The organism is Methylobacterium sp. A49B (genome assembly GCF_053346215.1).
In genome coordinates this window covers 14,436-38,339 of sequence record NZ_JBKFBO010000149.1, presented here as the reverse complement: position 1 = coordinate 38,339, position 23,904 = coordinate 14,436, and the positions used below count along the sequence as shown (strand labels likewise).

25 protein-coding genes and 2 tRNA genes are annotated in these 23,904 nt (G+C 69.5%); 10 read left to right on the top strand and 17 right to left on the bottom strand.

All coding sequences use genetic code 11. The annotated features are described in order from the left end of the window. Positions 1-24: 24 nt before the first annotated feature. Together sppA and rpsA are read right to left on the bottom strand one after the other, a co-directional pair. Positions 25-987: a signal peptide peptidase SppA gene (gene sppA, locus ACLBX9_RS31235; protein WP_447721639.1), complete on the bottom strand. Its 963-nt coding sequence runs from the start codon at positions 985-987 to the stop codon at positions 25-27. Positions 988-1,323: 336 nt separating this feature from the next. Continuing rightward, positions 1,324-3,036 (bottom strand): 30S ribosomal protein S1, encoded by a 1,713-nt coding sequence (rpsA, locus tag ACLBX9_RS31230; protein ID WP_010683172.1) that lies wholly within the window; start codon positions 3,034-3,036, stop codon positions 1,324-1,326. Between the two features lie 538 nt (positions 3,037-3,574). Between rpsA and ACLBX9_RS31225 the strand changes: the two genes are divergently transcribed. Beyond that, positions 3,575-4,342: a Crp/Fnr family transcriptional regulator gene (locus tag ACLBX9_RS31225; protein WP_010683173.1), complete on the top strand. Its 768-nt coding sequence runs from the start codon at positions 3,575-3,577 to the stop codon at positions 4,340-4,342. A 14-nt stretch (positions 4,343-4,356) separates the two neighbouring features. Here the strand turns inward: ACLBX9_RS31225 and ACLBX9_RS31220 are convergent, their stop codons facing one another. Next, positions 4,357-5,205, bottom strand: coding sequence for a transglutaminase-like domain-containing protein (locus ACLBX9_RS31220; protein ID WP_447721638.1), 849 nt, complete (start codon positions 5,203-5,205; stop codon positions 4,357-4,359). A 322-nt stretch (positions 5,206-5,527) separates the two neighbouring features. Here ACLBX9_RS31220 and serA point away from each other — a divergent pair, with 322 nt between their 5' ends. Next, positions 5,528-6,778, top strand: coding sequence for a phosphoglycerate dehydrogenase (serA, locus tag ACLBX9_RS31215; RefSeq protein ID WP_447721637.1), 1,251 nt, complete (start codon positions 5,528-5,530; stop codon positions 6,776-6,778). Positions 6,779-6,922: 144 nt separating this feature from the next. Next, on the top strand, positions 6,923-7,396 hold the full coding sequence (locus tag ACLBX9_RS31210; protein ID WP_010683176.1) for a hypothetical protein: 474 nt from the start codon (positions 6,923-6,925) through the stop codon (positions 7,394-7,396). A 4-nt stretch (positions 7,397-7,400) separates the two neighbouring features. Here the strand turns inward: ACLBX9_RS31210 and ACLBX9_RS31205 are convergent, their stop codons facing one another. Continuing rightward, a complete protein-coding gene (locus tag ACLBX9_RS31205) occupies positions 7,401-7,553 on the bottom strand; it encodes a hypothetical protein (protein ID WP_447721636.1) in 153 nt (50 codons plus the stop codon). Positions 7,554-7,858: 305 nt separating this feature from the next. Here ACLBX9_RS31205 and ACLBX9_RS31200 point away from each other — a divergent pair, with 305 nt between their 5' ends. Beyond that, entirely contained in the window at positions 7,859-8,074 is a 216-nt protein-coding gene (locus tag ACLBX9_RS31200) for a hypothetical protein (protein WP_039892932.1), read from the top strand. Positions 8,075-8,139: 65 nt separating this feature from the next. Here ACLBX9_RS31200 and ACLBX9_RS31195 read toward each other — a convergent pair whose 3' ends face one another. The 7 genes from ACLBX9_RS31195 to ACLBX9_RS31165 form a co-directional block, all read right to left on the bottom strand. Then, positions 8,140-8,472, bottom strand: coding sequence for a hypothetical protein (locus tag ACLBX9_RS31195; RefSeq protein ID WP_010683179.1), 333 nt, complete (start codon positions 8,470-8,472; stop codon positions 8,140-8,142). A gap of 391 nt (positions 8,473-8,863) precedes the next feature. Further along, entirely contained in the window at positions 8,864-9,442 is a 579-nt protein-coding gene (locus tag ACLBX9_RS31190; protein WP_010683180.1) for an NADPH-dependent FMN reductase, read from the bottom strand. A gap of 72 nt (positions 9,443-9,514) precedes the next feature. Beyond that, positions 9,515-10,123, bottom strand: coding sequence for a cell wall anchor protein (locus ACLBX9_RS31185; RefSeq protein WP_447721635.1), 609 nt, complete (start codon positions 10,121-10,123; stop codon positions 9,515-9,517). Between the two features lie 130 nt (positions 10,124-10,253). Further along, complete coding sequence (locus ACLBX9_RS31180; protein WP_447721634.1) at positions 10,254-10,475, bottom strand: hypothetical protein; 222 nt, start codon at positions 10,473-10,475, stop codon at positions 10,254-10,256. Beyond that, complete coding sequence (locus tag ACLBX9_RS31175; protein WP_447721633.1) at positions 10,472-10,810, bottom strand: hypothetical protein; 339 nt, start codon at positions 10,808-10,810, stop codon at positions 10,472-10,474. The genes ACLBX9_RS31180 and ACLBX9_RS31175 overlap by 4 nt, the downstream gene beginning before the upstream one ends. A gap of 31 nt (positions 10,811-10,841) precedes the next feature. Beyond that, a complete protein-coding gene (locus tag ACLBX9_RS31170; protein ID WP_447721632.1) occupies positions 10,842-11,156 on the bottom strand; it encodes a hypothetical protein in 315 nt (104 codons plus the stop codon). A 19-nt stretch (positions 11,157-11,175) separates the two neighbouring features. Continuing rightward, on the bottom strand, positions 11,176-12,036 hold the full coding sequence (locus tag ACLBX9_RS31165) for a glucose 1-dehydrogenase (RefSeq protein WP_447721631.1): 861 nt from the start codon (positions 12,034-12,036) through the stop codon (positions 11,176-11,178). A gap of 407 nt (positions 12,037-12,443) precedes the next feature. Here ACLBX9_RS31165 and ACLBX9_RS31160 point away from each other — a divergent pair, with 407 nt between their 5' ends. Together ACLBX9_RS31160 and ACLBX9_RS31155 are read left to right on the top strand one after the other, a co-directional pair. Continuing rightward, the gene (locus ACLBX9_RS31160; RefSeq protein ID WP_010683186.1) at positions 12,444-12,626 is read left to right on the top strand and encodes a hypothetical protein; all 183 of its coding nucleotides are present in this window, start codon (positions 12,444-12,446) and stop codon (positions 12,624-12,626) included. A gap of 69 nt (positions 12,627-12,695) precedes the next feature. After that, the gene (locus tag ACLBX9_RS31155; protein WP_010683187.1) at positions 12,696-13,013 is read left to right on the top strand and encodes a hypothetical protein; all 318 of its coding nucleotides are present in this window, start codon (positions 12,696-12,698) and stop codon (positions 13,011-13,013) included. Between the two features lie 494 nt (positions 13,014-13,507). Here the strand turns inward: ACLBX9_RS31155 and ACLBX9_RS31150 are convergent. Continuing rightward, positions 13,508-13,583: transfer RNA gene (locus ACLBX9_RS31150), tRNA-Asn, on the bottom strand. A 253-nt stretch (positions 13,584-13,836) separates the two neighbouring features. Between ACLBX9_RS31150 and ACLBX9_RS31145 the strand changes: the two genes are divergently transcribed. Together ACLBX9_RS31145 and ACLBX9_RS31140 are read left to right on the top strand one after the other, a co-directional pair. After that, on the top strand, positions 13,837-14,052 hold the full coding sequence (locus ACLBX9_RS31145) for a hypothetical protein (protein ID WP_010683246.1): 216 nt from the start codon (positions 13,837-13,839) through the stop codon (positions 14,050-14,052). Positions 14,053-14,320: 268 nt separating this feature from the next. After that, positions 14,321-16,000, top strand: coding sequence for a methyl-accepting chemotaxis protein (locus ACLBX9_RS31140; protein ID WP_447721630.1), 1,680 nt, complete (start codon positions 14,321-14,323; stop codon positions 15,998-16,000). Positions 16,001-16,193: 193 nt separating this feature from the next. Here ACLBX9_RS31140 and ACLBX9_RS31135 read toward each other — a convergent pair. From ACLBX9_RS31135 to ACLBX9_RS31115, 5 genes are all read right to left on the bottom strand, one after another. Then, positions 16,194-16,267 (bottom strand) — tRNA-Cys (locus tag ACLBX9_RS31135). Positions 16,268-16,384: 117 nt separating this feature from the next. Continuing rightward, positions 16,385-17,254 carry an urease accessory protein UreD gene (locus tag ACLBX9_RS31130; protein WP_447721629.1) on the bottom strand — a complete coding sequence of 290 codons (870 nt, stop codon included), beginning with the start codon at positions 17,252-17,254 and terminating at the stop codon, positions 16,385-16,387. Beyond that, positions 17,254-18,219, bottom strand: a complete 966-nt coding sequence (rocF, locus tag ACLBX9_RS31125; protein ID WP_447721628.1) for an arginase — start codon at positions 18,217-18,219, stop codon at positions 17,254-17,256. The genes ACLBX9_RS31130 and rocF overlap by 1 nt, the downstream gene beginning before the upstream one ends. 139 nt (positions 18,220-18,358) lie before the next feature. Continuing rightward, entirely contained in the window at positions 18,359-19,768 is a 1,410-nt protein-coding gene (locus ACLBX9_RS31120) for an ATP-binding protein (RefSeq protein ID WP_447721627.1), read from the bottom strand. Further along, positions 19,765-20,520 carry a response regulator gene (locus tag ACLBX9_RS31115; RefSeq protein WP_010683251.1) on the bottom strand — a complete coding sequence of 252 codons (756 nt, stop codon included), beginning with the start codon at positions 20,518-20,520 and terminating at the stop codon, positions 19,765-19,767. Before ACLBX9_RS31115 ends, ACLBX9_RS31120 begins: the two co-directional genes overlap by 4 nt. Positions 20,521-20,635: 115 nt before the next feature. On the opposite strand from ACLBX9_RS31115, the gene ACLBX9_RS31110 reads away from it, so the two are divergent. Both ACLBX9_RS31110 and ACLBX9_RS31105 read left to right on the top strand, forming a co-directional pair. Continuing rightward, a complete protein-coding gene (locus tag ACLBX9_RS31110) occupies positions 20,636-21,880 on the top strand; it encodes an acyl-CoA dehydrogenase family protein (RefSeq protein ID WP_010683252.1) in 1,245 nt (414 codons plus the stop codon). 107 nt (positions 21,881-21,987) lie between these two features. Continuing rightward, a complete protein-coding gene (locus ACLBX9_RS31105; RefSeq protein WP_010683253.1) occupies positions 21,988-23,853 on the top strand; it encodes a glycoside hydrolase family 15 protein in 1,866 nt (621 codons plus the stop codon). The last annotated feature ends 51 nt before the right edge of the window (positions 23,854-23,904 follow it).

Sequence of the window (23,904 nt, the reverse complement as noted above, 5' to 3'; positions counted from 1 at the left end):
GGCGGGCTACGTGAGAGCGCGGGGTCAGGGTTCCGGACGCCAGAGGGCGAGGAGGCCGCCGCGGGCAGCTTGCGCCTCCGCGCCGACGGTCCGGATCCGGGCCGCGAGGCCGTCGAGGCCCAGGAGATCGGCGCCGACGCCGGCCGCCGACCAAAGGGAGAAATCGCTCTCCGACCGCGGCTTCCAGTCCTTGACGGGGAGGTCCTTCGGGACCCCGCGGGCGCTCTCGAGCCACGCCACGGCCTGTCGCTCGCTGCCGAGTTCGTCCACGAGCTTCAGAGGCACGCTCTGGCGCCCGCTGAACACGCGGCCGTCCGAGACCGTGCTGAGCTGGTTTGAATCCATGCCCCGGCGCTCGGCCACGAGGCCTTTGAACCACGCGTAAGTGTCGCCGACCACGGCGGCGAGCGCCGCGCGCGCCTCCGGCGAGGTCGGGGTGAAGCCCGACGGCTCGGCCTTCAGCGGCGAGGATTTCACGGATTCGACCTTGACACCGACCTTGTCGAGGAGCCCCGAGACGTCCGGGTACTGGAACAGAACACCGATCGAGCCGACGAGGCTGGTCTCGCGCGCCACGATGTGGTCGGCCGCGATGGCGGTGATGTAGGCGCCGGATGCGGCGGTGCCGTCCACGAAGGCGACGATCGGCTTCTTGGCAGCCAGCGCCCGCAGGTTTCGGAAGATCTCCTCCGAGCCCGTGGTGGTGCCGCCGGGCGAGTTGATCGAAACGACCACGCCCTTCACGGCGTCGGCATCACCGACCCGCTTCATCAGCTTGGCGGTGGCCTCGCTGCCGGCGATGAAGCCCGAGACGGAGATGCGGGCGATCTGCGGCCGCACCGCGAACGCGCCCTCCGCGCCGGTCCGGACGCGGTAGCCGAGGGCGCCGACCGCGACGATCAGACCGCCGATCCCGAGCACGCGCCACAGGGACAGCCTGCGGCGCAGGCGCCGCCGGTCAATCAGCAGTTCGGCGTCGGCTGCCATGCGGTCGCTTCCCTTCAAGCCCCCGGCCGGCCCCGCGACGGGGTGCGGGAGCACGCCCCACGCCGGGCAAGTCCTTGGTTTCCTTCGGCTCGCCCGGTCCGCGCCGGGTGAGGCCGGTGTTCTAGAGCATTTTTCGCGGAGGTGGATACGGGGCGGGCGAAGAAAATGACGGCACTGCCCATCCCTGTCGCGCCGGATGCCGGCCGACCCGGACGTTATCCGCTGGCGACAACCTTGAATTGGCGGATGGAAAAAAGAACCCGCGCCGGACCTGGGTCCGGCGCGGGTCTGAACGTTGAGGCTATACCGCCCGGACCGGCCGGGCGGCCGTTGCCATCACTCGTCGTCGGAGCGCTTCTTGTTGAAGGCGGCGCCGAGGATGTCGCCGAGCGAGGCGCCCGAATCGGCGGAGCCGAACTGGGCCATCGCTTCCTTCTCCTCGGCGACCTCGAGGGCCTTGATCGAGACCTGCACGCGGCGGGCCTTCCGGTCGAACTGGACGACGCGGGCGTCGAACTTCTCGCCGGTGGCGAAGCGCTCGGGGCGCTGGTCGCCGCGGTCGCGGGCGAGCTCGGCGCGGCGGATGAAGGTCTGCATGTCGGTGTCGACGATCTTCACCTCGACGCCGGCATCCTTCACCTCGACCACCTCGCAGGTGACGATCTGGCCCTTCTTGATCTCGCCGGCCTCGGCGAAGGGGTCACCGCCGAGCTGCTTCACGCCCAGCGAGATCCGCTCCTTCTCGACGTCGACGTCGAGAACCTGGGCGCGGACCATGTCGCCCTTCTTGAACTCCTCGATGACCTGCTCGCCGGGACGGTTCCAGTCGAGATCCGACAGGTGGACCATGCCGTCGACGTCGCCTTCGAGGCCGATGAACAGGCCGAACTCGGTCTTGTTCTTGACCTCGCCCTCGACCTCGGAGCCGACCGGGTGCTTCTCGGCGAAGGCCTCCCAGGGGTTCTGCAGGGTCTGCTTGAGGCCCAGGCTGATGCGGCGCTTGACCGGATCGACCTCCAGGATCTGAACCTCGACCTCCTGGGAGGTGGAGACGATCTTGCCCGGATGGACGTTCTTCTTGGTCCAGCTCATCTCGGAGACGTGGATCAGGCCCTCGATCCCCGGCTCCAGCTCCACGAAGGCGCCGTAGTCGGTGATGTTGGTCACGCGGCCCTTGAGCTTGGCGCCCTCGGGGTAGCGGGCGGCGATGCCCTCCCACGGATCGGCCAGCAGCTGCTTGATGCCGAGCGAGATGCGGTGCGTCTCGTGGTTGATCTTGATGATCTTGACCTTGACCGTCTGGCCGATGGTCACGACCTCGGACGGGTGGTTCACGCGGCGCCACGCCATGTCGGTGACATGCAGCAGGCCGTCGATCCCGCCGAGGTCGACGAAGGCGCCGTACTCGGTGATGTTCTTGACGACGCCGTCGATGACCTGACCTTCCTCAAGGTTGGCCACCAGCTCCGAGCGCTGCTCGGCGCGGCTCTCCTCGAGCACGGTCCGGCGCGACACGACGATGTTGCCGCGGCGGCGATCCATCTTGAGGATCTGGAACGGCTGCGGGGTGCCCAGCAGCGGGGTGACGTCGCGGACCGGGCGGATGTCGACCTGCGAACGCGGCAGGAACGCCACGGCGCCGTCGAGGTCGACCGTGTAGCCGCCCTTGACCTGGTTGAAGATCGTGCCGGTAACGCGGTCGTTGTTCTCGAACGACTTCTCGAGCTTGACCCAGCTCTCCTCGCGGCGCGCCTTGTCGCGCGAGATCACGGCCTCGCCAAGCGCGTTCTCGATCCGGTCGACGTAGACCTCGACCTCGTCGCCGACCTTCAGCTCGCCCTCGCGGCCGGGACCGGTGAATTCCTTGAGCGCGACACGGCCTTCCGTCTTGGCGCCGATGTCGATGACGGCCACGTCCTTCTCGATCGCGACGACGCGACCCTTGACGACGGACCCTTCAGTGATCTCGTGTTCGAGGAAGCTCTCCTCGAGGAGGGCTGCGAAATCCTCGCGGCTCGGGCCACGCCCCAGAGCGGTACCTGCGGTCATTCTGTCTCCTGAACGGCCTCCGGCGGAGGCCCGTTGCGTCGGCGGCTCGCGTTGCAGGCACCCCCGCTCGCCGCGGCCTTCCCGGAGTCTTTCGGGAGAGGCGGCCGGTCCCGCGGGACCCGGCTTGCCGACGCGTCGATACGGATGACGAGGGCGGTCCATCCGGGGTTCGGCGGGCGACGAGCGCGCGCGAGCATGTCCGGAAAGACCGGCGTGCCATACAGCAACGGCCCTGTGACTTCAACCGAAAGGGATTTTCGGCGCTGGACCGCGTGACGAGACCGCGGCCACGTGCCAGTCTTGCCTCAGGCCGGATCGCCGCGATACGTCCGCGAACCGGAGCCGTGTCCCGGCTTCCTGCGGTTCGGCCTCCTGCAAGGTCCGTCGTGTTAGCCGACCGGCGCCGGTGCGGGGCTCGACCGTCCGCGGACCGTTATGGGGGAAGAGAACGTGTCGCGCTTCGATGTCAGGCCCCGCTCGGACGGCCGGTCAGCCCCCTCATCGATCCCGACCGCGTGGTGCGAGGCCTGAGGGTCCGATGCCGAACGGCTACAACGCACCGATGGAGATGCTGGCGCGCAAGCTCGACAGCGTCACGCGCTTGGCCGATGCCGAGCGCGCCGCCCTCCTGAACCTGCCGCATACGGTCCGGAACCTGCCGGCCCGTCACGACATCGCCCGTTTTTCCGAGAGGCCGAATCAGTGCTGCCTAGTGCTCCAGGGCTGGGTGACCCGCTACGCCGCGCTCACTGACGGCGACCGCCAGATCCTGTCGTTCTACGTCGCGGGCGACATGCCCGATCTGCAGAGCCTGCACCTGCATCACATGGATCACAACCTCGCCACGTTGACGGCCGCGGTCATCGCGTTCATCCCGCACGACGAGTTGCGACCGCTCCTGCGGCGACATCCCGACCTCGCGAGCGCCTTGTGGCGCGACACGCTGATCGACGCGGCGCATTATCGCGAGCGGATCACCAGCCTGGGCCGGAGGCAGGCGCTGGGCCGCGTCGCGCACCTGTTCTGCGAGCTGTTCCTCCGGCAACAGGCCGTCGGATTGACGACGGGGCTGAGCTGCCCCCTGGCGCCGAAGCAGTCGGAGCTGGCGGACGCGCTCGGTCTCACCAGCGTCCACCTCAACAGGGTTCTGCGGACGCTGCGCCAGCGCAAGCTGGTCGCCCTGTCGGGCGGCGTCCTGACGATCGAGGATTGGGACGCGCTGACGGCGGTGGCCGAGTTCGATCCGACATTCCTGCATCAGCGCAACAACGAGCCGGCCGTCCGGGAGGCGGCCGTGCCCGCTTAGGGTCCTCCAGTGCCTCAGGCCGCGCGATCGAACGCGTCCCGCGCGTCAGCGAGCGCATCCGTGTGGACGTCGAACTGAACGAGATGTGCGGCGCCGAAGCTTGTGGTGAGAGCGCAGTCGGTTGCGTCGCGGCCGCGGGCCATGACGATGCGGCCGATGCGGGGGCGGTTGTGCCGGGCGTCGAACGTGTACCAGCGCGGCCCGTCCGGCCCGTCGAGATAGACCTCGAACCACGCCGAGAAGTCCATCGGGGCCGGATCCTTCGGCACACCGATATCGCCGAGGTAGCCGGTGGCGTAGCGCGCCGGGATGTTCATGCACCGGCACAGCGTGATCGCCAGATGCGCGAAGTCCCGGCACACGCCAACCTGCTGAGTATAGCCGTCAAACGCCGTGCGGGTGGCGTCGGCTTGCTGATAGTCGAAGCGCAGGCGGTGATGGGTGTAGTCCACGATGGCCTGGACCCGCGCCCAGCCCTCCGGCGTGCCGCCGAACAGGGACCAGGCGATGCCCGACAGCTTGTCGGTGTCGCAGTAGCGCGAGCCCAGCAGATAGACCAAAACGTCGTCGGGCAGGTCCTGAACGGCGATCTGCCGGGCCTGCGGCGCCTGATCGTCCGGCAGTCCGGAATCAGCGATGATGAAGTCGGTCGCCATTGTGATCCGGCCGCCAGGCGCGATGATGCGCGTGCAGACGTTGCCGAACCCGTCGCGGTGCTGATGGGCTGACACCGGCGGGTCGAAGGTGATTACCTCGGGGATCACCAGATCGCTCTGATGCTCCGGGCGCACGTTCAGGAGCAGGTTCATCGGGGTCGGGCCGAACGTGTCAAACGCGATCGTGAAGCCGGTACGGATGTGCATCGTGCGAGGACCGTGTGCGGTGTCGGCGGCGGAACGCCCCGGAGACCGAAAGTTGCAATACAGGGCCGGTCAAATCGCGAAGCACAGCCGAGTTCCGACAATCCGCGCGGATTCGGTCGATTCCGGCGCCTCAATATTTGGCACGCTTGGCTGAAGTCTGTGCGGCGTCGCCCCCTCTCGGTTCGCCGGGCCCGGTCGCACCGCGGATCTGCCCAGCGCGGCGTCATGTTGCATCGCACAGGGCAGGCTCGTATCCCTGATGACCCCGCCTCCGGACCGGCGATTCCCGTCGTAGAGGCAAGCCGGCAGACGATCGACTCCGATGACGCCCGAAAAGCTCTCCCTGCCCAAGGACAAGATCCGGGTCCTGCTGCTCGAAGGCATCAACGACAGTGCCGTCTCGCTCATGCAGGCGGCTGGCTACACCAATCTCATGCGCCTGCCGAAGGCCCTTGACCGGGAGGCACTCCACGAAGCGCTGCAGGGCGTGCACATGGTCGGCATCCGCTCGCGGACGCAGCTCGACGCTGCGGCGTTCGAGGCCGCGGACCGACTTCTGGCGGTGGGCTGCTTCTCGGTGGGCACGAATCAGGTCGACCTGCAGGCGGCGCGCGATCGGGGCATCCCGGTCTTCAACGCGCCGTTCTCCAACACCCGCTCGGTGGCGGAACTGACCATCGGCGAGATCGTGATGCTGCTGCGCCGCATCGTGCCGCGCTCGGTGGGCGCGCATGCCGGTCGCTGGGACAAGTCGGCCGCGGGCTCCCTGGAGGTCCGGGGCAAGACGCTCGGGATCGTCGGCTACGGCAATATCGGAACCCAGCTCTCCACGCTGGCCGAGGCCATGGGCATGCGGGTGCTGTTCTACGATCACACCGACAAGCTGCGCCACGGCAACACAGAACCAACCGAATCGCTTCACGCGCTGCTCGCCCAGAGCGATGTGGTCTCCCTCCACGTGCCGGAGACCGACGCAACCGCGAACATGATCGGCGAGGCTGCGATCCGGGCGATGAAGCCCGGTGCCTTCCTGATCAACAACGCCCGGGGCACCGTGGTCGATCTCGACGCCCTGGCGGTGGCACTGCGCGATGGCCACCTCAAGGGTGCAGCGGTCGACGTCTTTCCGGCGGAGCCCGGCTCCAACGCGGAGGCCTTCGTCAGCCCACTCCAGGGCATCGAGAACGTGATCCTCACGCCTCATATCGGCGGCTCCACCGAGGAGGCGCAGGAGCGCATCGGCTCCGAGGTGGCGCGCAAGCTCGTGGATTATTCCGACATCGGTTCCACGGTGGGCGCGGTGAACTTCCCGCAGGTACAGCTCCCGGCTCGCCCGACCGGCACCCGCTTCATCCATGTCCAGCGCAACCTGCCGGGCATGCTGGGGCGCCTGAACGACGTGTTTTCCCGCGGGCACGTCAACATCGCCGCCCAGTTCTACCAGACCGACGGCGAGGTCGGTTACGTGGTGCTGGAGACCGATGCCACTGACGCCGACGCCGAGGCGCTGCTCGTGCAAATCCGGGCGATCCCCGGTACCATCCGCGCCCGGCTGCTCTACGAGCGTCGCTGAGCCGTCACCGCGCGTACACTGACCCCCGAACGATGCGCCCCTTGGGCCGTTATGGCCGTGTTCGACTTGCGCGACCCGGCCGGTCGCTGTTCAAGTCAGGCGCGGCCTTTGCGGATCAATCGGCCGGTTGGCGGAGGATGAGCAGTGACGAAGCGTATTGGGCGCGCCTGGACCGGTATCCTGCTCGGCATTGCCGGCACGGCTTCGGTGGTCTCGGGCGCTTCGGCCGATTGCCTGCGCCGCGTCTACAACCGGTCGGGCCTCGTGCTGGTGGCGCGTCAGGACGGCGGGCCGCCCGCCACGGTGCTGCCGGGCCAAGCGCTGTCGCTGCGGCTGTCGCGGCCAGGCCAGATCAACCTGTCGGCCTATTGCGGCATCCCCGATGCGGGCGGTGCGCCGGTGCTGCAGAGGACCTTCGACTACGAGGCGGTGATCGACCGCTGCTTTGTGCGATTCGGCGGCGACCTGTTCGTCCCGCAGATCGGACGCGGCTTCATCGGCCTTCAGGAAACGGCGCCGTTCACGGTGAACAACCCGCGCCAGGGTGACATCGTCCTCGGACCGGGCGCCCAACCGTCCTGCGCCGTGCCGGCCGTCGTCCTGAACCGTCGCGGCTGACCGCTCAAAGATAGTGGCGGAACACAACGCGCCCGTCCTCGGCGCTGCCGGGCGGCGGGGGTGTCATCGGCCCGATGATGGGGCTCGCCAGGCGCAGGGCTATGAGGCCGAGTGCGGCGAGCGCCGGGGCGATGAACCGGAACGGCCGAGAAATCATGGACGCCTCCGTCGCGAGGGTGCCGGGCCGGAAGGCGTCCTGAACGCAACCCCGGTCTGCACGTGCAGCATCGCACCGCGTCACGAGCTTCGCCGTGCCGAAGCGCACATCGGTGACGTGATGAGGCCTGTTGCCGGAGACCGCCCGACCGCCCCATCCGTCCGGTTCGCGTTACGGTCGTCGTTCCGCGTTCGTGAGGTCGCTGGCTTGTGGGCGGATGCGCACCTATGCTGCCCCGTGTGGAGGGCCGCTTGGGCGGCAACGACGGCCCCCTAGGAAACGATTGCGTGAACGAGGACGCGCGTATGCTCACCCAGACAGGCACTTCGATCCTTCGTGGGGATCTCGGCGTCGAGGAGACCATTGAGTCCGACAATATCGTCCGCTGGGACGGCGAGCGGCTGTACGTGGAGCAGGACGTCTACCACAACGGACAGCTGGTGCACCGCAAGTATCGCCGCACCGTCACCGAACCGGTAGCTCAGGCGCTCTGGACGATCATCAACCGCGCGAAGCAGTAGCGCGCGCCGGGTTCGCGCTCGGGACCTCCGGGACGAATTGGCGCCTCGGAGGGTCCGAGATCGAGCTAGGCGGCGACGGCGACCGGGGCCTCGACGAGCGCCAGATGTGCGGCGGGCAACGCCTCCAGACGATCATGGGCGTTGTTGAAAGCCGCGCGAATCGTGGCGCTGGCATCCTCGACGGCGTTCAGAACCGCCAGTTTCTGGGTCGCGGCGCGGTCCGCGATGCTCTGGGCGGCGGTGATCAAGGCCTGTTCCAAGTTCAGGAACTCGGTCTCCGCATTCTTCCCACTCTCACGCGCGGCAAACGCGAGGCGCTCGAGCACGGCTTCCAGGGCATGACGCAGGACAAGTGTCCGCACGCGCTCTTGAAAGAGCGCCCTCTCGTCGATCTTCATCGGGGTGTGTCCGGGGTTCGGCAACACAGCCAAGCTCCCACACTTCGGCCGACTCGGCAGCCACTTTTTTGCAACAGCTTAATACTGTCTCGCGGCGCCGCGAGACCATTCATTTGACGAGGCGGTTGCGAAGTCGTTCGCGGGATCTGCAGGCTTTGATCGAGAGTTCTCCGGCCTGAATTGAATCAAATCGCTGGTTCATCGCGTTGTATCTTGGAAGCTGGATTGTCTCTGCAACAAATTCCGCACATTTGAGCGCTCAGAAATAGCGCTTCAGGAGCGACCGTGCGGGCCGCAGCCTCCCATCCGGCGCCCTGCCGCCGAAGACTCCCTATTCCAAGGGGTCGGCCGGCATCCGGTCGATCGAGGAGCGGGGCTGACAGCCGTCGCTTCAGTAGGGTGTCCCACGCTGGCGTCGGTCTCGCAGCGCCTCGGCGTACCATTCCAACTCGTCGAGGAAACGTTTTGCGGAGGCCTCGAGCCACGGCTCCGCGGGCGCGCCGGCATCGTCGATGGCTTTCTGCAGGCGTGGGATCGGCAGCAGCGACGGGATGCTGGGCATGCCCATCTCGGCCAGCATCGCACGGAGCGGCATCGCCGCGCGAACCCCGCCGTATTGACCGGCCGAGTAGCAGCAGATCGCTGACGGGCGCCAGTAATACTCCTCCAGGAAGTGATCGAGGACGTTGGAGAGCGCCGGCGGAACGCCGTGATTGTACTCGGCAGAGACCACGAGGAACGCGTCGGACCGGCGGTACAGATCGGCAAGCCGGCTCAGGGGCTCCGGCGCCGTCCCGGCGGGATATTCCTTGTACATGCGATCGAGCAGCGGAAGCTTGAGCGCGGCCGGGTCGACCAGCGGGGCCGCGTGTCCGCGCGCCTCCAGCCGCGCCATCAGGAAGCGGGCCGCGCGGATACCGATCCGGTCCGTCCGGACGCTGCCGAGGATGACGGGTACGGTGAGGGACATGGCGGCCTCCGGTCGGCCCGATCATGCCAGAGACGCGCGCGCCGCTCCAGGCGTCGCCGGCGACTGGACGGCTCAGGCCTTCGACGGGCTGGTGAGCGCGGCGGCCGCGATCCCTGCCGGGCCGCCGCTCGCATAGGCAGCGATGGCCTTGGTGATCTGCTGCAGGAACGATTGCAGGCCGTCGCCGAGATCGTTCGCCGAGGTCGTCGCGGTCGTCGAGGCCGAGGCGGACGTCGCTGTGACGTCCGTCGCGCTTCCGGACTGGCCGGCCTGCGTGGCATCCGTCGCATCGGCCGCGCTCGCGCGTGCGTGATGCCGGTGATGACGCACCGGAGCGGTGCCGTCCGCGCCCTGGCTCGCATCCGCGCCGTCACCGGTCGCGGAAACCTTGCCGCCACTCGACCCGTCTTCAGGCACCGCGACGCCGTTCTGCAGGCCCATCTGGCTGAAATCGGATTGCAGCTGCAGGAGCGAGGCCATGAGGTCGTTCGACAGCGCCGGCGTCGACGCCGCCGTGCCGGGCTGGGAGGCGCTGCCCGTGCCCTGCGTGGAGCCCGCGTTCTGGCTCGGCGGCGTGAAGGTGCTGCTGTCGACCTCCTGGACGGCGGCAGCGCGAGTGAGGCGCAGCGCCCCGGCGAGGTCCCGTTGCAGGGACGTGCCCGATACCGAATTCACCGACATGAGAAGCCCTCGCGACCGTTGACGGTGCGGGCACGCATGCCGCGTTCCAGAATTTCGCCAGTGTTTTCAGTAGCTCGGCTGGTGGCAGCGCGGGCAGGATCCGCCGCGCGGCAAGATTTGCCGCTTCGCCCTACCAAGCCGTCAGCAAGCGGATCGGAACCGTGCCGGAGCTTCGCGCACTCGCGAAGAAGGCCAGAAGCGCGACCGCATTCAGCAGCACGCAGAGCAGGAACAGGAAGCCCAGGCCCTCCGTCACCGCCTCCGCGCGCCGGCCGGCCTTCTGGATCAGGATGCAGCCCAGGGTGAAGACCGAGGCCAAGACCAGAGGCACGCCGAGGAGGGGCTGCGTCACCGGACCGGAACCTCCCGCTCGCTCGCCGCGATGAGCGCCAGCTCGCTGAGGCCGAGGGCCGCGAGGAGCAGCCGGTCCCGGGCCGGCTCGTCCCTGAGCAGGGCGGCCGCACCGACGAAGCTGAGCGCGCCCACGGCGTCGCAGGCGAGGTGCGTCCGCATCGAGAGCGCCGGTACGAGGCCGCCCTCGTAGCGCGTCAGGACCGTGTAGGCGTAGTGCCAGACGGGCCCGACCCGCATGATCCGGCGGGCGGCGGGGCCCCGCTGCCGCGAGAGCGCGGCGATCAGGGCCGGGAACAGGTAATCGCTCACGGCGTGCACGCGGCTCGGGATCATCGCGCTGGTGTCCTTGTCAGGAGGGTTTCAGTCAGGACGCCTTCGGCGTTGTGCTGGCATCGCCGAGGCGGCGCAGGTTTTCGGGCGGCGTCTCGGCCTCGGTGGCCTCCACGGAGGCCGTGCTGCCGCCGCTCACGGAGTCGAGACGCGCGTGCCCGGAGGCGGTGCGCACCGTCTCCGCCTGCCAGCCCGGATCGGAGTCGCGCTCGCGCTGCAGCTCCGCCGGACGGGCGAGATCCCGCGCCTCGTCCTGACCGAGATCCTGGCCGTTGCGGTCGGCGGACGCGCTGAACGCGCGGAGGTTCGGGCGCTCGGAGCCCTTCGGGTCATCTGAAGTTTGGGCCACGGATGGTCTCCCGTTCGCATCAGAGGATCGGCTTGCCGCCCGTCACCGCGATGGTGGCGCCCGACACGTAGCTGGATTCCGGGCTGGCCAGCAGGACGTAGACCGGCGCGAGTTCGCAGGGCTGGCCCGGCCGCTTCATCGGCACCTGGGTGCCGAACTGGCGCATCTCCTCCTCCGGCATCGTGGAGGGGATGAGCGGCGTCCAGACCGGGCCCGGCGCGACGCAGTTCACCCGGATCTCGCGCTCCGCGAGCATCTGGGCGAGGCCGCCGGTGAAGTTCTGGATCGCCCCCTTGGTGGTGGCGTAGGCCAGCAGCTGTGGGCTGGGGGTGTCGGCGTTCACCGAGGTCGTGTTGATGATGGTCCCGCCCGCTTTCATGTGCGGCAGGGCGGCCTTCACCAGGTAGAACATGGCGTGGATGTTGGTCGCGAAGGTGACCTCCCACTCCTCGTCCGAAATCTCCTCCGGGTTGGCGAAGGTCTTCTGGTGCGCGGCGTTGTTGACGAGCACGTCGACCTGCCCGAAGGCTTCGACCGCCCTGTCGACGATGGCCCGGCAGTGCTTCGGATCCTTGACGTCGCCGGGGAGCGGGATCGCCGTCCGCCCGGCCGATTCCACGAGGCGGCAGGTCTCCCGGGCATCCTCGTGCTCGTCGTAGTAGCTCACCAGCACGTCGGCGCCCTCGCGGGCGAAGGCCAGCGCCACCGCCCGGCCGATGCCGCTGTCCGCGCCCGTGATGATCACCTTGCGCCCCGACAGGCGGTCCGAGCCCCGGTAGTGCGCTTCGCCGTAATCCGGCCGCGGGTCCATGTCGGCGTCCCGACCCGGAGGGGTCAGCGGACGCTGCCGGTCGAAGGGCGGCTTCGGAAAATCCGTCATGGTCGCGCTTCTCTCGGTCTGAAGGCCGGCGACGACATCTCGCGGGAGGGATCGACGCGCAGGGCGTCGCGCAGATCCGCGACGGCGATACGGGGAACCCGGTCTGCCAGTGCGTCGCGGAGACCGGTATTGCCCCGGAAACCCGGCACACCCGACATTGTTTCGCCGCCGCGCGCCAGTTCGACGCCGCAGCCCGGTCGTTCCGCGCGTCCTCGCAATAGAAGCGCTCGGCACAGGAGAATTTCAGGATCAGCAGCTCGGCATTAAAATGGATATTCGTATTCGGTCCCGAGCGCGGCCGATCGTTCGACGAAGAACGTCACCGAAAGCTTGGCCTGGAGCGGTACCGTCCGGAACGATGCTTGGTGGTCCGGGTTTGCCAGTCATTCGGCAACGACGGGGTACACATGACGACCAAGCCACCGCCCGTTCCTCCGGCGAACCGCTCCGACAAGGGGCCCGGCAGCGCCCCGGAGGCGCCGCTCTCGCAGGGTCGCGCGGGTTCGCAGACGAAGGATCCCGAAAAGGTCGGTCAGGCCGGCAACGCGAAGGTGAACACCACAAACCAGGGCTACCAGCAGAATCGCTGAGGGCGATTGCCGCGGCGCCGGCGCGCCGCGGCGTCCCGAAGGTTGGCTGAACTGCAGCGGAGATCGTAGATGGCGAATGCAAGTCGGCACAAGGTCGGCCCGGGTGCTCAGGGCAAGGGCGATGGGACCGGTGCCATGTCGGAGCTGCCCGAGGGCGTGCTGCCGGAGAACATGGTCTTGAGCAACCGTGACAAGTCCCGCCACACCGACGAGCGCGGACTCGACAGCAAGAACGTCCAAACGGAGCAGTATCAGGACCACGCCGGCAATCGACAGGTCTCGGCAGAGGGCGTTCTGGACGCGACCGGCAACACCAGCGGGCTCGCCAATCCGCAAACGGACGAGTCCGGCGAACAGAGCAGCCTCAGGAAGCAGCAGGGTTCGTAAGCCGTCCGCCGCGGGGTCGTTCGTGACCGGCGGGTCTTCTCGCCGCGACGGCCCCGCCTTTCATCTTCGACGGCGTGTGAACCCGGACTAGGAGTCGGAGGATGCTGCGAACGACATCGCTCGCGCTGGCGCTCGTGGCGGCGGCGACCGCTGCGGCCGACGCGCAGGCCGTGAACCCCACGCCGGGGACCGAGGCCGCACAGACCAACGGCCTCCTCCGGCGCGCCGGCCTGGATCCTCGTCGGCATCATCGTCGCCTTCGCGGTGCTCTACGCGTTCCGCGCGCGGCGGCGTCGGTAGAGGTCACATCGCGGGGCCGCGCGTTCCGCGGCGCTCTTCGCGCCTACGTGGGCGGAGGGCCGCTGGAAAGTAATCCTGATCGCCCGTACTGATCCCTAGGCATTTCCTGCAGACGTTCGCCGCCAGGGCCTTGAGGCGCGCGAACAGTACCGACGCGTCGGCATCCGTCTGCGGTATGTCGGGTTTTGAAGGGATGGCTCCCCGAGCAGGACTCGAACCTGCGACAAGGCGATTAACAGTCGCCTGCTCTACCAACTGAGCTATCGGGGATCACGGAGGCGTCTCTACACACCGGGCTCGCCGGACGCAAGGGCCTCGATGCGGGTGCGGTGCAACTGTATCTGCCCAGAGAGCCCGTCCCGCCGCCTGACGCGGAAGCGTGGCGGGGCAGCAACAGTTTCGACCTTCGACCCGCTGTCTGCTCGCCCAGGCCGCGCGATCTGGTCTTCGAGGGTCATCCCAGCGTCATGAGCCGATCCTAAGGCACCGCCCCCGCCAAGCCGACCGGTTCAGACCCGCCAACATGCAGACCTTTCGCTGTCTCGATCCCCAGGATCCCTATGCCGAACGCGAAGTCCGCGTCGCCTTCGAGTGGGTTGCCGGTCTTCCGCGCCTGCTCGCAGCCCTGGACGATCAGGAAGCCGATATCCTCCCAGAGCTGATCGAGGTGCAGTGCGACGACCTGCGGCGCGAGATCGCCGCCGCGCAGACCCCCGGGTCGGCACTGCCGCCGCTCTGAGGGCGTGGAGCAGAGGCGGGGCAACCGAGGATGGCGCCTGGATCAGCACGGCTTGAAGACAGAAACGGATGCGAGGCTGCGCGCGCGGCGTATTTTTTTTTTAAACGACAGTAAATCTAAGCAAAGTCTGATAAATTTACTTATAATATACTCTAGAAAATTGGGCCGCGGATGATGTGATTTTGCCGGCTATATTCGAATGCTTTGCGGAAATGCCTGCGGTATAGCGACGATGTTGCGGCTTGGCCGCGGTCCCGGCGTCATCCCCATGCGCGTTTCTCTCGGGTTCAAGCTCTCGATGGTGATCGGATTGCTGGCCGCCGTGGCGATCGCCATCTCGATCTTCGCGGTCCGGCAGTCGAACTGGGAGCAGGAGCGTGCGGCCGCCACCGACAAGATCTGGAATGCCGGGCTGCAGGCGGGCGCCCTCGGGCAGGCGATCGAGCACGCCGTGGTGCAGGCCACGGCGCTCTACGTGGCCGAGGACGTGGCCGAGGCCCGCTCGCGCCTGTCCGCACTGCACGAAGCCCTCGCCACCGTCGAGCAGGTCCGAGTCCCCTTCCTCAACGCGATGGAGGAGCAGCTTCCCGAGGATCGGCGCCGCCGGTTCGACCTCTTCGTGAAAGAGTTCATCGCCTATCAGAACGACACCGCCGAGCTGGGCCTGACGATCTCGCCCAAGGCCGCTCTCATCCAGGCCACCGACGAGGCGACGGTGCGCAACCGCGAGCACATGATCGCCGAGATCGGCGCTCTGGGGCGCGAGGTGCTGAATCGCCTGAACGTGCGCCGCGCCGCCGACGCCGCGGACCGGAGGCAGGCCCGCATGACCCTGGTCGCCGTGCCGGCGGTGGCGCTCGTTCTGGGGCTGCTCGCGGCCGTCACGATCATCGTCACGCAGGTCCGGCAGCCCCTGCACCGGCTGAAGGTGAGCATGACCGCACTGGCCGGCAACGACCTCAGCCGTCCGATCCCGTTCACGCACCGCCGCGACGAGATCGGCGAGATGGCCGGCGCCATCGCGGCCTTCCAGGCGGCGCTGATCGAGAAGCGGGATCTGGACACGCAGTCCCAGGCGCGCCGGGATCGCGACCGCAGGCGCGCCGAAACGATGGCCGCGGCGACCACCGCGTTCGAGGCCGAGACGCACCGCGCGGTGACGGATCTCGCCGACTCGGCCGAGGCGATGCAGGCCGCGGCCGACACGCTCTCGGGCAATGCAGGCGCCATGGCGTCCGAAGCGGCCGTCGTGGCGGGCGCCTCCGGGCAGACCGCCGAGATCGTCGACAGCATCGCCAGCGCCGCGGAGGAGCTCTCGGCCTCGGCCCGGGAGATCGAGGCGCGGGTCCGGTACACCAGCGAGATCGCGGCGTCCGCCCTCTCCGACACCCGCGGTCTGGAGGAGACGGTGATGAGCCTCTCGCAGGCGGCCGAGGAGATCGGGGCGGTCGTGACGCTGATCCGTGAGATCGCCGAGCAGACCAATCTCCTGGCCCTCAACGCGACGATCGAGGCGGCCCGCGCGGGCATGGCCGGCAAGGGCTTCGCGGTGGTGGCCGCCGAGGTCAAGGCCCTCGCCGGTCAGACCGCGCTCGCCACCGACCGCATCACCGGGCAAGTCGGATCGATCCAGGGCGCCGCTGGCCGCACGGTCGACGCCATCGAGGCGATCGGCCAGACGATCGCCCGGATGAGCCTGATCGCCTCGGAGGTGGCGGAGGCCACCGACCAGCAGGGCCATGCCAGCCAGGAGATCGCGCGCGCGATCTTCAATGCCGCCGCCGATGCCCGGAAGGTCTCCGAGAGCATCGCGAGCGTCCGGGCGGCGGCCGCTTCCAACGACGCTCAGGCCGGGCAGGTGCGGGGCAGCGCGTCCCGGGTGAATGCAGGGACGCACAGCCTGCAGCGGGCGATCGAGACCTTCATGGGCCACGTCGACGTCGCCTGACGCGATCTCCGGTCGATGCCTCCGGCACCGCCGTCGGTGCGAGCGGTGCGACGCAGCTCAGTCGGCAGAGCCTTCGAAGGCCACGCCGCCCTGGGGCACTGCGCTTCGCTCGTGATGTGGGATGCGCCAACCGACGCGTCCGATCGGAGACCGTATCGCGCCGGACCCGTCAAAAGCGTCTGAAATGGAAGATTGGAGGCCTCGCCCGGAATCGAACCGGGGTGCAAGGATTTGCAGTCCTCTGCGTAACCACTCCGCCACGAGGCCTTCTGGAACGGCGCCGGGGCGCCGCGCGGAGCCTGGCGGACAGCTCCGGGTGCGCGTCTCTAGCAGAGGTCGGCGCCGGCAGGCAACGGCCGCTTTGCATCGATTCTCCGGTTCCCGTCAGCTCTGCCACACCCGGGGCATCGGCAGGCCGCGATGATCGGCAAGGAAGCGCGCGATGAGGTCCCGCAACGGGCCGACCCCGCCCGCGAGGGCGCGGATCACGAGGTGGCCGTTCCACGCGCTGGCCGCGGCCTCGATCCCGGGTCTTTCGATCGCTGCGAGACGGTCGCGTGCCTCCTCCAGGCGCGCCTCGGCGCCGTCCGAGACGTCCAGGACCGTCGCGCAGGCGCACGCGCCGCCGCCGATCGCCGAACGCGCGAGGAGGTCGCTGATCGGGCCCTCCAGCAGGAGTTTGTCGGCGTAGACGAGCCGCCCGGCCCGGCGCACGCGCCACGCATCCGCGAACAGCCCGCTGGCGATCCGCTCGCCCCGGGCGACGCGGCCGAAGGCGACGACTTCCACGGCGACCAGCGCGGCTCCCGCGGCGAGATCCGCCTCGAACACCCGCCGGACCCGGGCGCGGTCGAACACGATCGTCTCCTGCGGCAGCCAGGCGAGCTGCGCGCCCGCCCCCAGGCTCAAGCGGTTCTCGATCCGGCTCACCGGACCGTCCGAACGGTAGATCTTCTCGGCCGCCGTCGTCGTCAGCACGAGGTCGGCGCCCGGCTCAAGATCCAGTTCGATGGAAAAGGTGTCGCCGCAGGCGACGCCGCCGGCCGTGTTCACCAGGACCGCCTCCAGCGGTCCCTCCCCGCGCGGGAAGCGCAGTCGCGACGGCCCCGCCTCCGCGAGGTCGAGGATCCGCGTCGATCCTCCGCCTCCGGCCGGCCCGGCGCGCAAGCGGACCCGGCCGTCGGAGCGCTGGCGCGCCGGTACCTGTCCGGTCGCCGGGCCGGTGCCCGGCGGGTCTGGAACGCGGCCGTGCATCAATCCCGCTCGAACGCCTCGGGCACGGCCTCGATCGGCGCCGTCGGTCGGTCGAGGATGCGACGGCCGAACAGGCTCGCGACCAGCTCGACCAGCACCCGCGCACTGCGGCCGCGCTCGTCGAGGAAGGGGTTCAACTCCACCACGTCGAGGGAGCGCACGAGCCCGGAATCGTGCAGCATCTCCATGATGAGGTGGGCTTCCCGGAACGTCGCGCCGCCCGGCACCGTGGTCCCGACCCCGGGGGCGATCGAGGGGTCGAGGAAGTCGATGTCCAGGCTGACATGGAGATGGGCGCCCGCCGCCGAGACGCGGTCGAGCACGCGCCGCAACGGGGCGACCACGCCGAACTCGTCGATCGTGCGCATGTCGGTCACGCCGACCTGCCGCGCGGTGACCAGCGCGCGCTCCCCGGCATCGATCGAGCGCAGGCCGAACAGGTGGACGCTGGTCGGCGGCAGGGGCGGCGGGGCCGGCTCGGCGAAGAGGCGCGGAAAGCCCGCCTCCCCGCAGAGAGCAGCGAGCGGCATGCCGTGGACGTTGCCGGAAGGCGAGGTCTCCGGCGTGTTGAAGTCGGCGTGGGCGTCGAGCCAGAGCACGAAGAGCGCGCGTCCCCGGCGGGCACAATGGCGCATAACCCCGTCGATCGATCCGAGGGACAGGCTGTGATCGCCGCCGGCGACCAGGGGAAGCGCGCCCGCGTCGAGGGCGGCCTCGACGGCGCGGGAGAGGGCGCGCGTCCAGGCACCCACGGCCTCGAGGCCCCGAGCGGCGGCCTGCCCGTCCGGGACCACGTCGCCGCCGTCGGTCACGGCGTGGCCGAGATCGGACAGCGCCCGGACCAAGCCGGCGGTGCGCAGGGAGGCCGGGCCCATCAGGGCGCCGGGCTCGCTGGTGCCGACTTCGATCGGCGCGCCGATCAGCGCGATACTGGGTCGCTCGTCCGGATGGGCGCTGCTCGTCATCGAATCTCCTCGGGCCGGGGAGAGCGCCCCCAAGGCCCGCCACAGCCCTAGCAGGCCTCGGGCCGTCCTTCGATGACGGATGTCGCGGCCCCGCACCGCCGCCGGCGCGAGCCCGGTTCGGGAGCCACCCGGCCGCGTGTCAGGCGGCCTCGGCCGGGAGCGGGACGGCCTTGGACGTCCCACGACCCGCGAAGGTCTGGGCCGCCAGCGGCAGCTCGATCGCGGCGCAGAGTCCACCCTCGGGACGGTTCTCCAGCAGGAGCCGCCCGTGGTGCGACTCGACGATGGCCTGAACGATGGAGAGGCCTAGACCGAAGCCGCTCGCCGCGTTGAGATTGCGGGCCCGGTCGCCGCGCACGAACGGCTGGAGCATCGCGTCGCGTTCCGCGTCAGGAATGCCCGGGCCATGGTCCAGCACGCAGACGCGCACGCCCCGTTCCGAGGCTTCCATCCGGACTTCCGCCCGGCCGCCATACTTCACCGCGTTGTCCACGAGGTTCGTCACGGCCCGCTGCAATTCCTCGGTGCGCCCCTGCACCAGGACGTGGCGGCTGCGGCTCACGCTGACAGGCGCGCCGACATCCGAGAAGTCGTCGCAGACCGTCTGCACCACGGAGGCGAGGTCCACGAGGCTGAGGCTGCCCGCATCCCTTGTCTGACCGTCCCGCACGAAGGAGAGCGCGGCCTCGACCAGGCCGTTCATCTGGTCGAGGTCGCGTAGCGTCGCGGCCCGGGCGGCCTCGTCCTCGATGAACTCGGCGCGCAGGCGCAGCCGGGTGATCGGCGTGCGCAGGTCGTGGCTGATCGCCGCGAGCATCTGCGTGCGGTCGTCGATCAGCCGGCGCACCCGCGACCGCATCCGGTCGAGGGCCCGGGAGACCGCCAGCACCTCGCGCGGTCCCGCTTCCGGCAGGGCCACATGGTCGTCCCGGGCGCCGAACGCCTCGGCGGCGCCCGCGAGCCGCTTCAGCGGCGCCGTGAGCGCGCGGGTCGCCCAGACGCTGAGCAGCGCCAGGGTAAGCGCCAGGAACACCACCGTGAAGATCAGCGCGCCCTGCTTGGGCGCCCGCAGCGGGTCGTTCGGCAGCGTCGCCTGGAGCATCGCCCCGGAGGCCGTCACGATGCCGACATGGAGCTGACTCGCCGAGCGGCTCTGATCCGGATCGCCGGCGGACAGGTCCGTGATCGTCACGGCCCGGCCGGCCCCGTTCCGGAGCCGGTGGATGACCGGCAGATTGGGGGCCGGCTTCGCGCCGGGGGGGGCCTTCCCGTCCCAGGCCTCCACCCGAATCAGCGGCAGGCTGCGCCCGCTGGCCAGCAGCGCCGGCCGGGCTGCCGGATCGGCGGCGTCGAGGAGCCGCGCCAGCGTGCCCAGGCGGCTCGCCGCCACCCCGGGCAGCGTGTCCGGATTCTGCGGCTCGTGGAGAAGCAGGAAGGCGGCGGTCGCGACCACGTGCGCCACCGCGATCCCCGCCACGATGAGCAGGGCGATCTGTCCCGCGATGGTCGTCGGGCGAAGGCGGGCGCGCAACCGCCGCAGGGCGCTCATGACCGCGTGACCTCCGGCGTGAACAGGTAGCCGCCCGAGCGGATCGTGCGGATGAATTCCGGATTGCGGGTGTCGCGCTCGATCTTCTGGCGGATGCGGGAGATCAGCACGTCGATGCTGCGCTCGAAGGGTCCGGCGGCGCGACCCTGTGTGAGATCCAGGAGCTGGTCCCGGGACAGCACCCGGCCCGGACGCAGGCAGAGGGCGTGGAGGAGGTCGAACTCGGCGCCCGTGATGGCGATCCGCGCGCCCTCCGGCGACAGCACCTGGCGCAGGGAGACGTCGAGGGTCCAGCCGGAAAAGTGCAGGCGGCGGCGCTCGTCTGTGTCTGGCGCCTCGGCGGCGACGCGGCGCAGGATCGCCCGGATCCGGGCCAGCAGCTCCCGCGGGTTGAAGGGCTTGGCGAGATAGTCGTCGGCGCCGAGTTCCAGTCCGAGGATCCGGTCCACGTCCTCGGACTTCGCCGTCAGGATCAGGATCGGGATCTGCGACGTGCCGCGCAGGCGCCTGCACAGGCTCAGGCCATCCTCTCCAGGAAGCATCAGGTCCAGCACGATCAGGTCGATCCGCGATTCGGCGAGCGCCCGGTCCATCTCGGTGCCGTCGCCCGCGAGCGTCACGCGGCAATCGTTGCCGCGCAGGTACCGCGCGATCAGGGCCGAGATCTCCCGATCGTCCTCGACGACGAGGATGTGAGGCGTAGTCGGTGCGCTCATCGCGAAGGAGTCTGCGTGCGGTTCGGCCTGGATCATCAGGCTATTATGCGCCGGTCCGTGGATTATTCGAAGGTGGGAGACGGAACCAAATTGTAAGCGCGTGTTTCCAACACGCGGCCTGCATTGGCACGCCGCAGCACCGGGGGGAACGATGACCGATTTCGCGGGTCGGAAGGACTCTGTCGCGCCGCAGCCGCCGGAACTGATCTCGCCCTGGCACACGCCGGAGCGGGCGGCGCTGCAGGAGGAAGCGCGGCGCTTCGCGCACGACACGGTGCTGCCGCTGGCCGACGAACTCGACCGGCAGAAGGCCGAGATGCCCCGGTCGCTCATCGACGCCATGGCCGGGAAGGGCTGGTTCGGCATCACGATTCCGGAGGCGCAGGGCGGCCTGGGCCTCGGCGTGTTCGAGTATTGTCTGGTGTCGGAGGAACTGGCCCGGGCCTGGCTGTCGGTGGGCAGCATCCTGGCCCGCGGACAAGGCCTGGGGACGCAGACCCTCGATCCGGACCGCCGCGCCGATCTGCTTCGGCGCTCGGCAAAAGGGCAGTGGATCGGCTCGATCTCCCTGTCTGAGCCCAATGCCGGCTCCGACCTCGCCGGCGTTCAGACCCGGGCGGTGCGCGAGGGCGACGACTGGGTGCTCACCGGCACCAAGCGCTGGGCCGGCTTCGCCAAGGGCGCCGACTTCGTCGAGGTCCTGGCCCGCACCCGGGACCCGGAGCCCGGCGAATCGCGCTCGGCCGGCCTCGAGCCCTTCCTGGTGCTCAAGGAGCGCGACAGCTTCCCGCCCGGCATGACCGGCCGTGTGATCGACAAGATCGGCTATCACGGCTTCGAGACCTTCGAGCTGACCCTCGACGGCGTGCGCGTGCCCGAGAGCGACCGCCTGACGGGGCTCTACGGCGACCAGGGGGCGGACGCCGATTCCGGCGGATTCGCCGCGGTCCAGCGCGGGCTCAACATCGCGCGGGTGCACACGGCGGCCCGCGCCGTCGGCGTGGCGCGGGCCGCCGTGGAGGACAGCCAAGCCTACCTGCAGGAGCGGGTCCAGTTCGGACACCCGATTGGTGACTTCCAGGCGCTGCGCTTCGCCCTCGCCGACATGGCCGCCGATGTCGCCCAGGCCCGCGCCTACTGGCAGCAGGTGGCCCACCTCCTCGACCAGGGCGAAGCCGCGGAGAGCGAGTCGGCGATGGTGAAGCTGCTGGCCACCGAGATGGCGGTGCGCGTCACCAACCAAGCGATGCAGCTGCACGGCGGCAACGGCTACACCACCGAGCGCCGGGTCGAGCGCTACTGGCGCGACGCGCGCCTGACCACGATCTTCGAGGGCACGAGCGAGATCCAGCGGCGCATCATCAGCGACCGCATGCTGCCCAGGGCCGGGGGCTGACCGACCCTGCGGCGAATCGTCGAGCCGGACTCCCCGCCCGGGGCGACCCGGCTACCTCCCGGACAAGGTCTTGCCCGCCGCAGCGGGCGCCGCAATCCGGAAGCCCCGTGTCGAAGCCCATCAGCGATTACGCCCTCATCGGCGACACCCATTCCTGTGCGCTGATCGCCCGCGACGGGTCGATCGACTGGCTGTGCTGGCCGCGCCACGATTCGCCGGCCTTGTTCCTGAAACTGCTCGACGAGGAGAAGGGCGGCGCCTGCAGCGTCGACTTCGACGCGCTCACCGGGACGGCGCGGCGCTACGTGCCCGACACCAACATCCTGGAGACGATCTTCACCACCGGTTCGGGCCGCGCGCGTCTGGTCGACCTGATGCCGGTCAACCCGCCGAGCCCGGAGCCCGACGAGGGACCGGACGGCGAAGGTGAGAGCCGGCTGATCCGGATGCTCACCTGCGAGAGCGGCCGTGTCTCCGGCGTCTTCCGGGTGCGCCCGACCTTCGACTACGCGCGCCGCGCCTGCACGCCGCTGGTCGAGGGCGCATCCGTGCTGTTCGAGGCGGGTGACTGGCGGGTGCGGGTCAACGCGCATGCGCGGCCCAACATCGTCGAGGACGCGGCCGAGATCCGGTTCAGCCTGGACGAGGGCCAGACCGCCTACGTGGTCCTGACCCACGGCGAGGAACAGGAGGATGCCTGCATCGAGAATTTCGCCGGCGCCCAGAGGCGGCTGGAGGCCACGGCCGATTACTGGCGCCGCTGGAGCGATCGATGCACCTATCGCGGCGCCTACCGGGACGCGGTGATGCGCTCGGCGCTCTGCCTCAAGCTGCTGACCTATTCCCCCTCCGGCGGCATCGTGGCGGCGGCGACGGCGGGCCTGCCGGAGGCCGTGCCGGGCAACCGTAACTACGATTACCGCTTTACCTGGATGCGGGACGCCTCGTTCACGGTCACGGCCTTCGTGATGCTCGGCTACGTCCGCGAGGCGTCCGAATTCCTCCGCTTCCTGCGCGAGCGCGACGGGACCTACGGGCGCGAGACCAAGCTGATGTACGGCATCGCCGACGGCATGCCGCCGGAGGAGGAACTCACCCACCTCGCCGGGTGGAACGGCGTGCGGCCCGTGGTGATCGGCAACCTCGCCGAAGGGCAGGACCAGCACGACATCTACGGCGAGCTGCTGCGGGCCCTGTGCATCTTCCTGGAGGCCGTGGATTACGACCCACCCGAGAAGGTCAATGACCGGCTGCCGGAGGTGCTCGACAACCTGACGGCCCGCGCCATCCGCCACCGGCATGACGCCGATCACGGCATCTGGGAGCTGCGCACCGGTCCGCGCCAGCAGGTCCACACCAAGGCGATGATCTGGGTGGCGCTGACCGACGCGGCGCGGATCGCGCGCAACATCGCGGGCGTGCCCGCCGAGAAGATCGCCGAATGGGAACGCATCGCCGCGGAAGTCCGGGCGGATTACCTCGACAAGGGCTGGTGCCCGGAGAAGCAGGCCTATGTCGGGGCCTACGGCGCGCACCATCTCGACGCGGCCGTGCTCCGGGTCGCCCTGTTCGCGGCGCTGGATCCCCGGGATCCGCGCACGCGCTCGACGCTCGCGGCGATCGAGCGGGAACTCGGCGCCGGGGATCTCGTCTACCGCTACCGCATGGAAGACGGCCTGATCGGCGACGAGGGGACGTTCACCGCCTGCGCGTTCTGGCGGGTCGGCTGCCTCGCCCTCGACGGGCGCACCGGCGAGGCCAAGGCGGCCTTCGAGCGGCTGATCACCCGCGGCAACGATGTCGGGCTGTTCGCCGAGGAGATCGATCCCACGACCGGCGAGCAGCGCGGGAACACGCCGCAGGGCTTCTCCCACATGGCCCTGATCAATGCGGCCCTGCGGCTGGAGAGCAGCATCGAGCGCTACGGTGTGGCGGATACGGCCGACGCGGCGGAGCGCAGAGCGGCCGAGTAGCGAGGCCCTGCGCCGCCATCACGCGGGCGACGAGCAGGTCGAAGCCGGTGC

What these genes read in the sequence shown, in the direction of transcription:
- ACLBX9_RS31190 (WP_010683180.1), bottom strand. Translation starts at nt 9,442, where the DNA reads ATGTCCCTCACCGTACCCGTCATCCTCGGCAGCGTCCGGACGGACCGG.
- ACLBX9_RS31200 (WP_039892932.1), top strand. Translation starts at nt 7,859, where the DNA reads ATGCTCACCCAGACAGGCACTTCGATCCTTCGTGGGGATCTCGGCGTC.
- sppA (WP_447721639.1), bottom strand. Translation starts at nt 987, where the DNA reads ATGGCAGCCGACGCCGAACTGCTGATTGACCGGCGGCGCCTGCGCCGC.
- ACLBX9_RS31140 (WP_447721630.1), top strand. Translation starts at nt 14,321, where the DNA reads ATGCGCGTTTCTCTCGGGTTCAAGCTCTCGATGGTGATCGGATTGCTG.
- ACLBX9_RS31155 (WP_010683187.1), top strand. Translation starts at nt 12,696, where the DNA reads ATGGCGAATGCAAGTCGGCACAAGGTCGGCCCGGGTGCTCAGGGCAAG.
- serA (WP_447721637.1), top strand. Translation starts at nt 5,528, where the DNA reads ATGACGCCCGAAAAGCTCTCCCTGCCCAAGGACAAGATCCGGGTCCTG.
- ACLBX9_RS31220 (WP_447721638.1), bottom strand. Translation starts at nt 5,205, where the DNA reads ATGCACATCCGTACCGGCTTCACGATCGCGTTTGACACGTTCGGCCCG.
- ACLBX9_RS31110 (WP_010683252.1), top strand. Translation starts at nt 20,636, where the DNA reads ATGACCGATTTCGCGGGTCGGAAGGACTCTGTCGCGCCGCAGCCGCCG.
- ACLBX9_RS31165 (WP_447721631.1), bottom strand. Translation starts at nt 12,036, where the DNA reads ATGACGGATTTTCCGAAGCCGCCCTTCGACCGGCAGCGTCCGCTGACC.
- ACLBX9_RS31225 (WP_010683173.1), top strand. Translation starts at nt 3,575, where the DNA reads ATGCCGAACGGCTACAACGCACCGATGGAGATGCTGGCGCGCAAGCTC.
- ACLBX9_RS31130 (WP_447721629.1), bottom strand. Translation starts at nt 17,254, where the DNA reads ATGCACGGCCGCGTTCCAGACCCGCCGGGCACCGGCCCGGCGACCGGA.
- rocF (WP_447721628.1), bottom strand. Translation starts at nt 18,219, where the DNA reads ATGACGAGCAGCGCCCATCCGGACGAGCGACCCAGTATCGCGCTGATC.
- ACLBX9_RS31205 (WP_447721636.1), bottom strand. Translation starts at nt 7,553, where the DNA reads ATGATTTCTCGGCCGTTCCGGTTCATCGCCCCGGCGCTCGCCGCACTC.
- ACLBX9_RS31145 (WP_010683246.1), top strand. Translation starts at nt 13,837, where the DNA reads ATGCAGACCTTTCGCTGTCTCGATCCCCAGGATCCCTATGCCGAACGC.
- ACLBX9_RS31185 (WP_447721635.1), bottom strand. Translation starts at nt 10,123, where the DNA reads ATGTCGGTGAATTCGGTATCGGGCACGTCCCTGCAACGGGACCTCGCC.
- ACLBX9_RS31175 (WP_447721633.1), bottom strand. Translation starts at nt 10,810, where the DNA reads ATGATCCCGAGCCGCGTGCACGCCGTGAGCGATTACCTGTTCCCGGCC.
- rpsA (WP_010683172.1), bottom strand. Translation starts at nt 3,036, where the DNA reads ATGACCGCAGGTACCGCTCTGGGGCGTGGCCCGAGCCGCGAGGATTTC.
- ACLBX9_RS31115 (WP_010683251.1), bottom strand. Translation starts at nt 20,520, where the DNA reads ATGATCCAGGCCGAACCGCACGCAGACTCCTTCGCGATGAGCGCACCG.
- ACLBX9_RS31160 (WP_010683186.1), top strand. Translation starts at nt 12,444, where the DNA reads ATGACGACCAAGCCACCGCCCGTTCCTCCGGCGAACCGCTCCGACAAG.
- ACLBX9_RS31120 (WP_447721627.1), bottom strand. Translation starts at nt 19,768, where the DNA reads ATGAGCGCCCTGCGGCGGTTGCGCGCCCGCCTTCGCCCGACGACCATC.
- ACLBX9_RS31195 (WP_010683179.1), bottom strand. Translation starts at nt 8,472, where the DNA reads ATGAAGATCGACGAGAGGGCGCTCTTTCAAGAGCGCGTGCGGACACTT.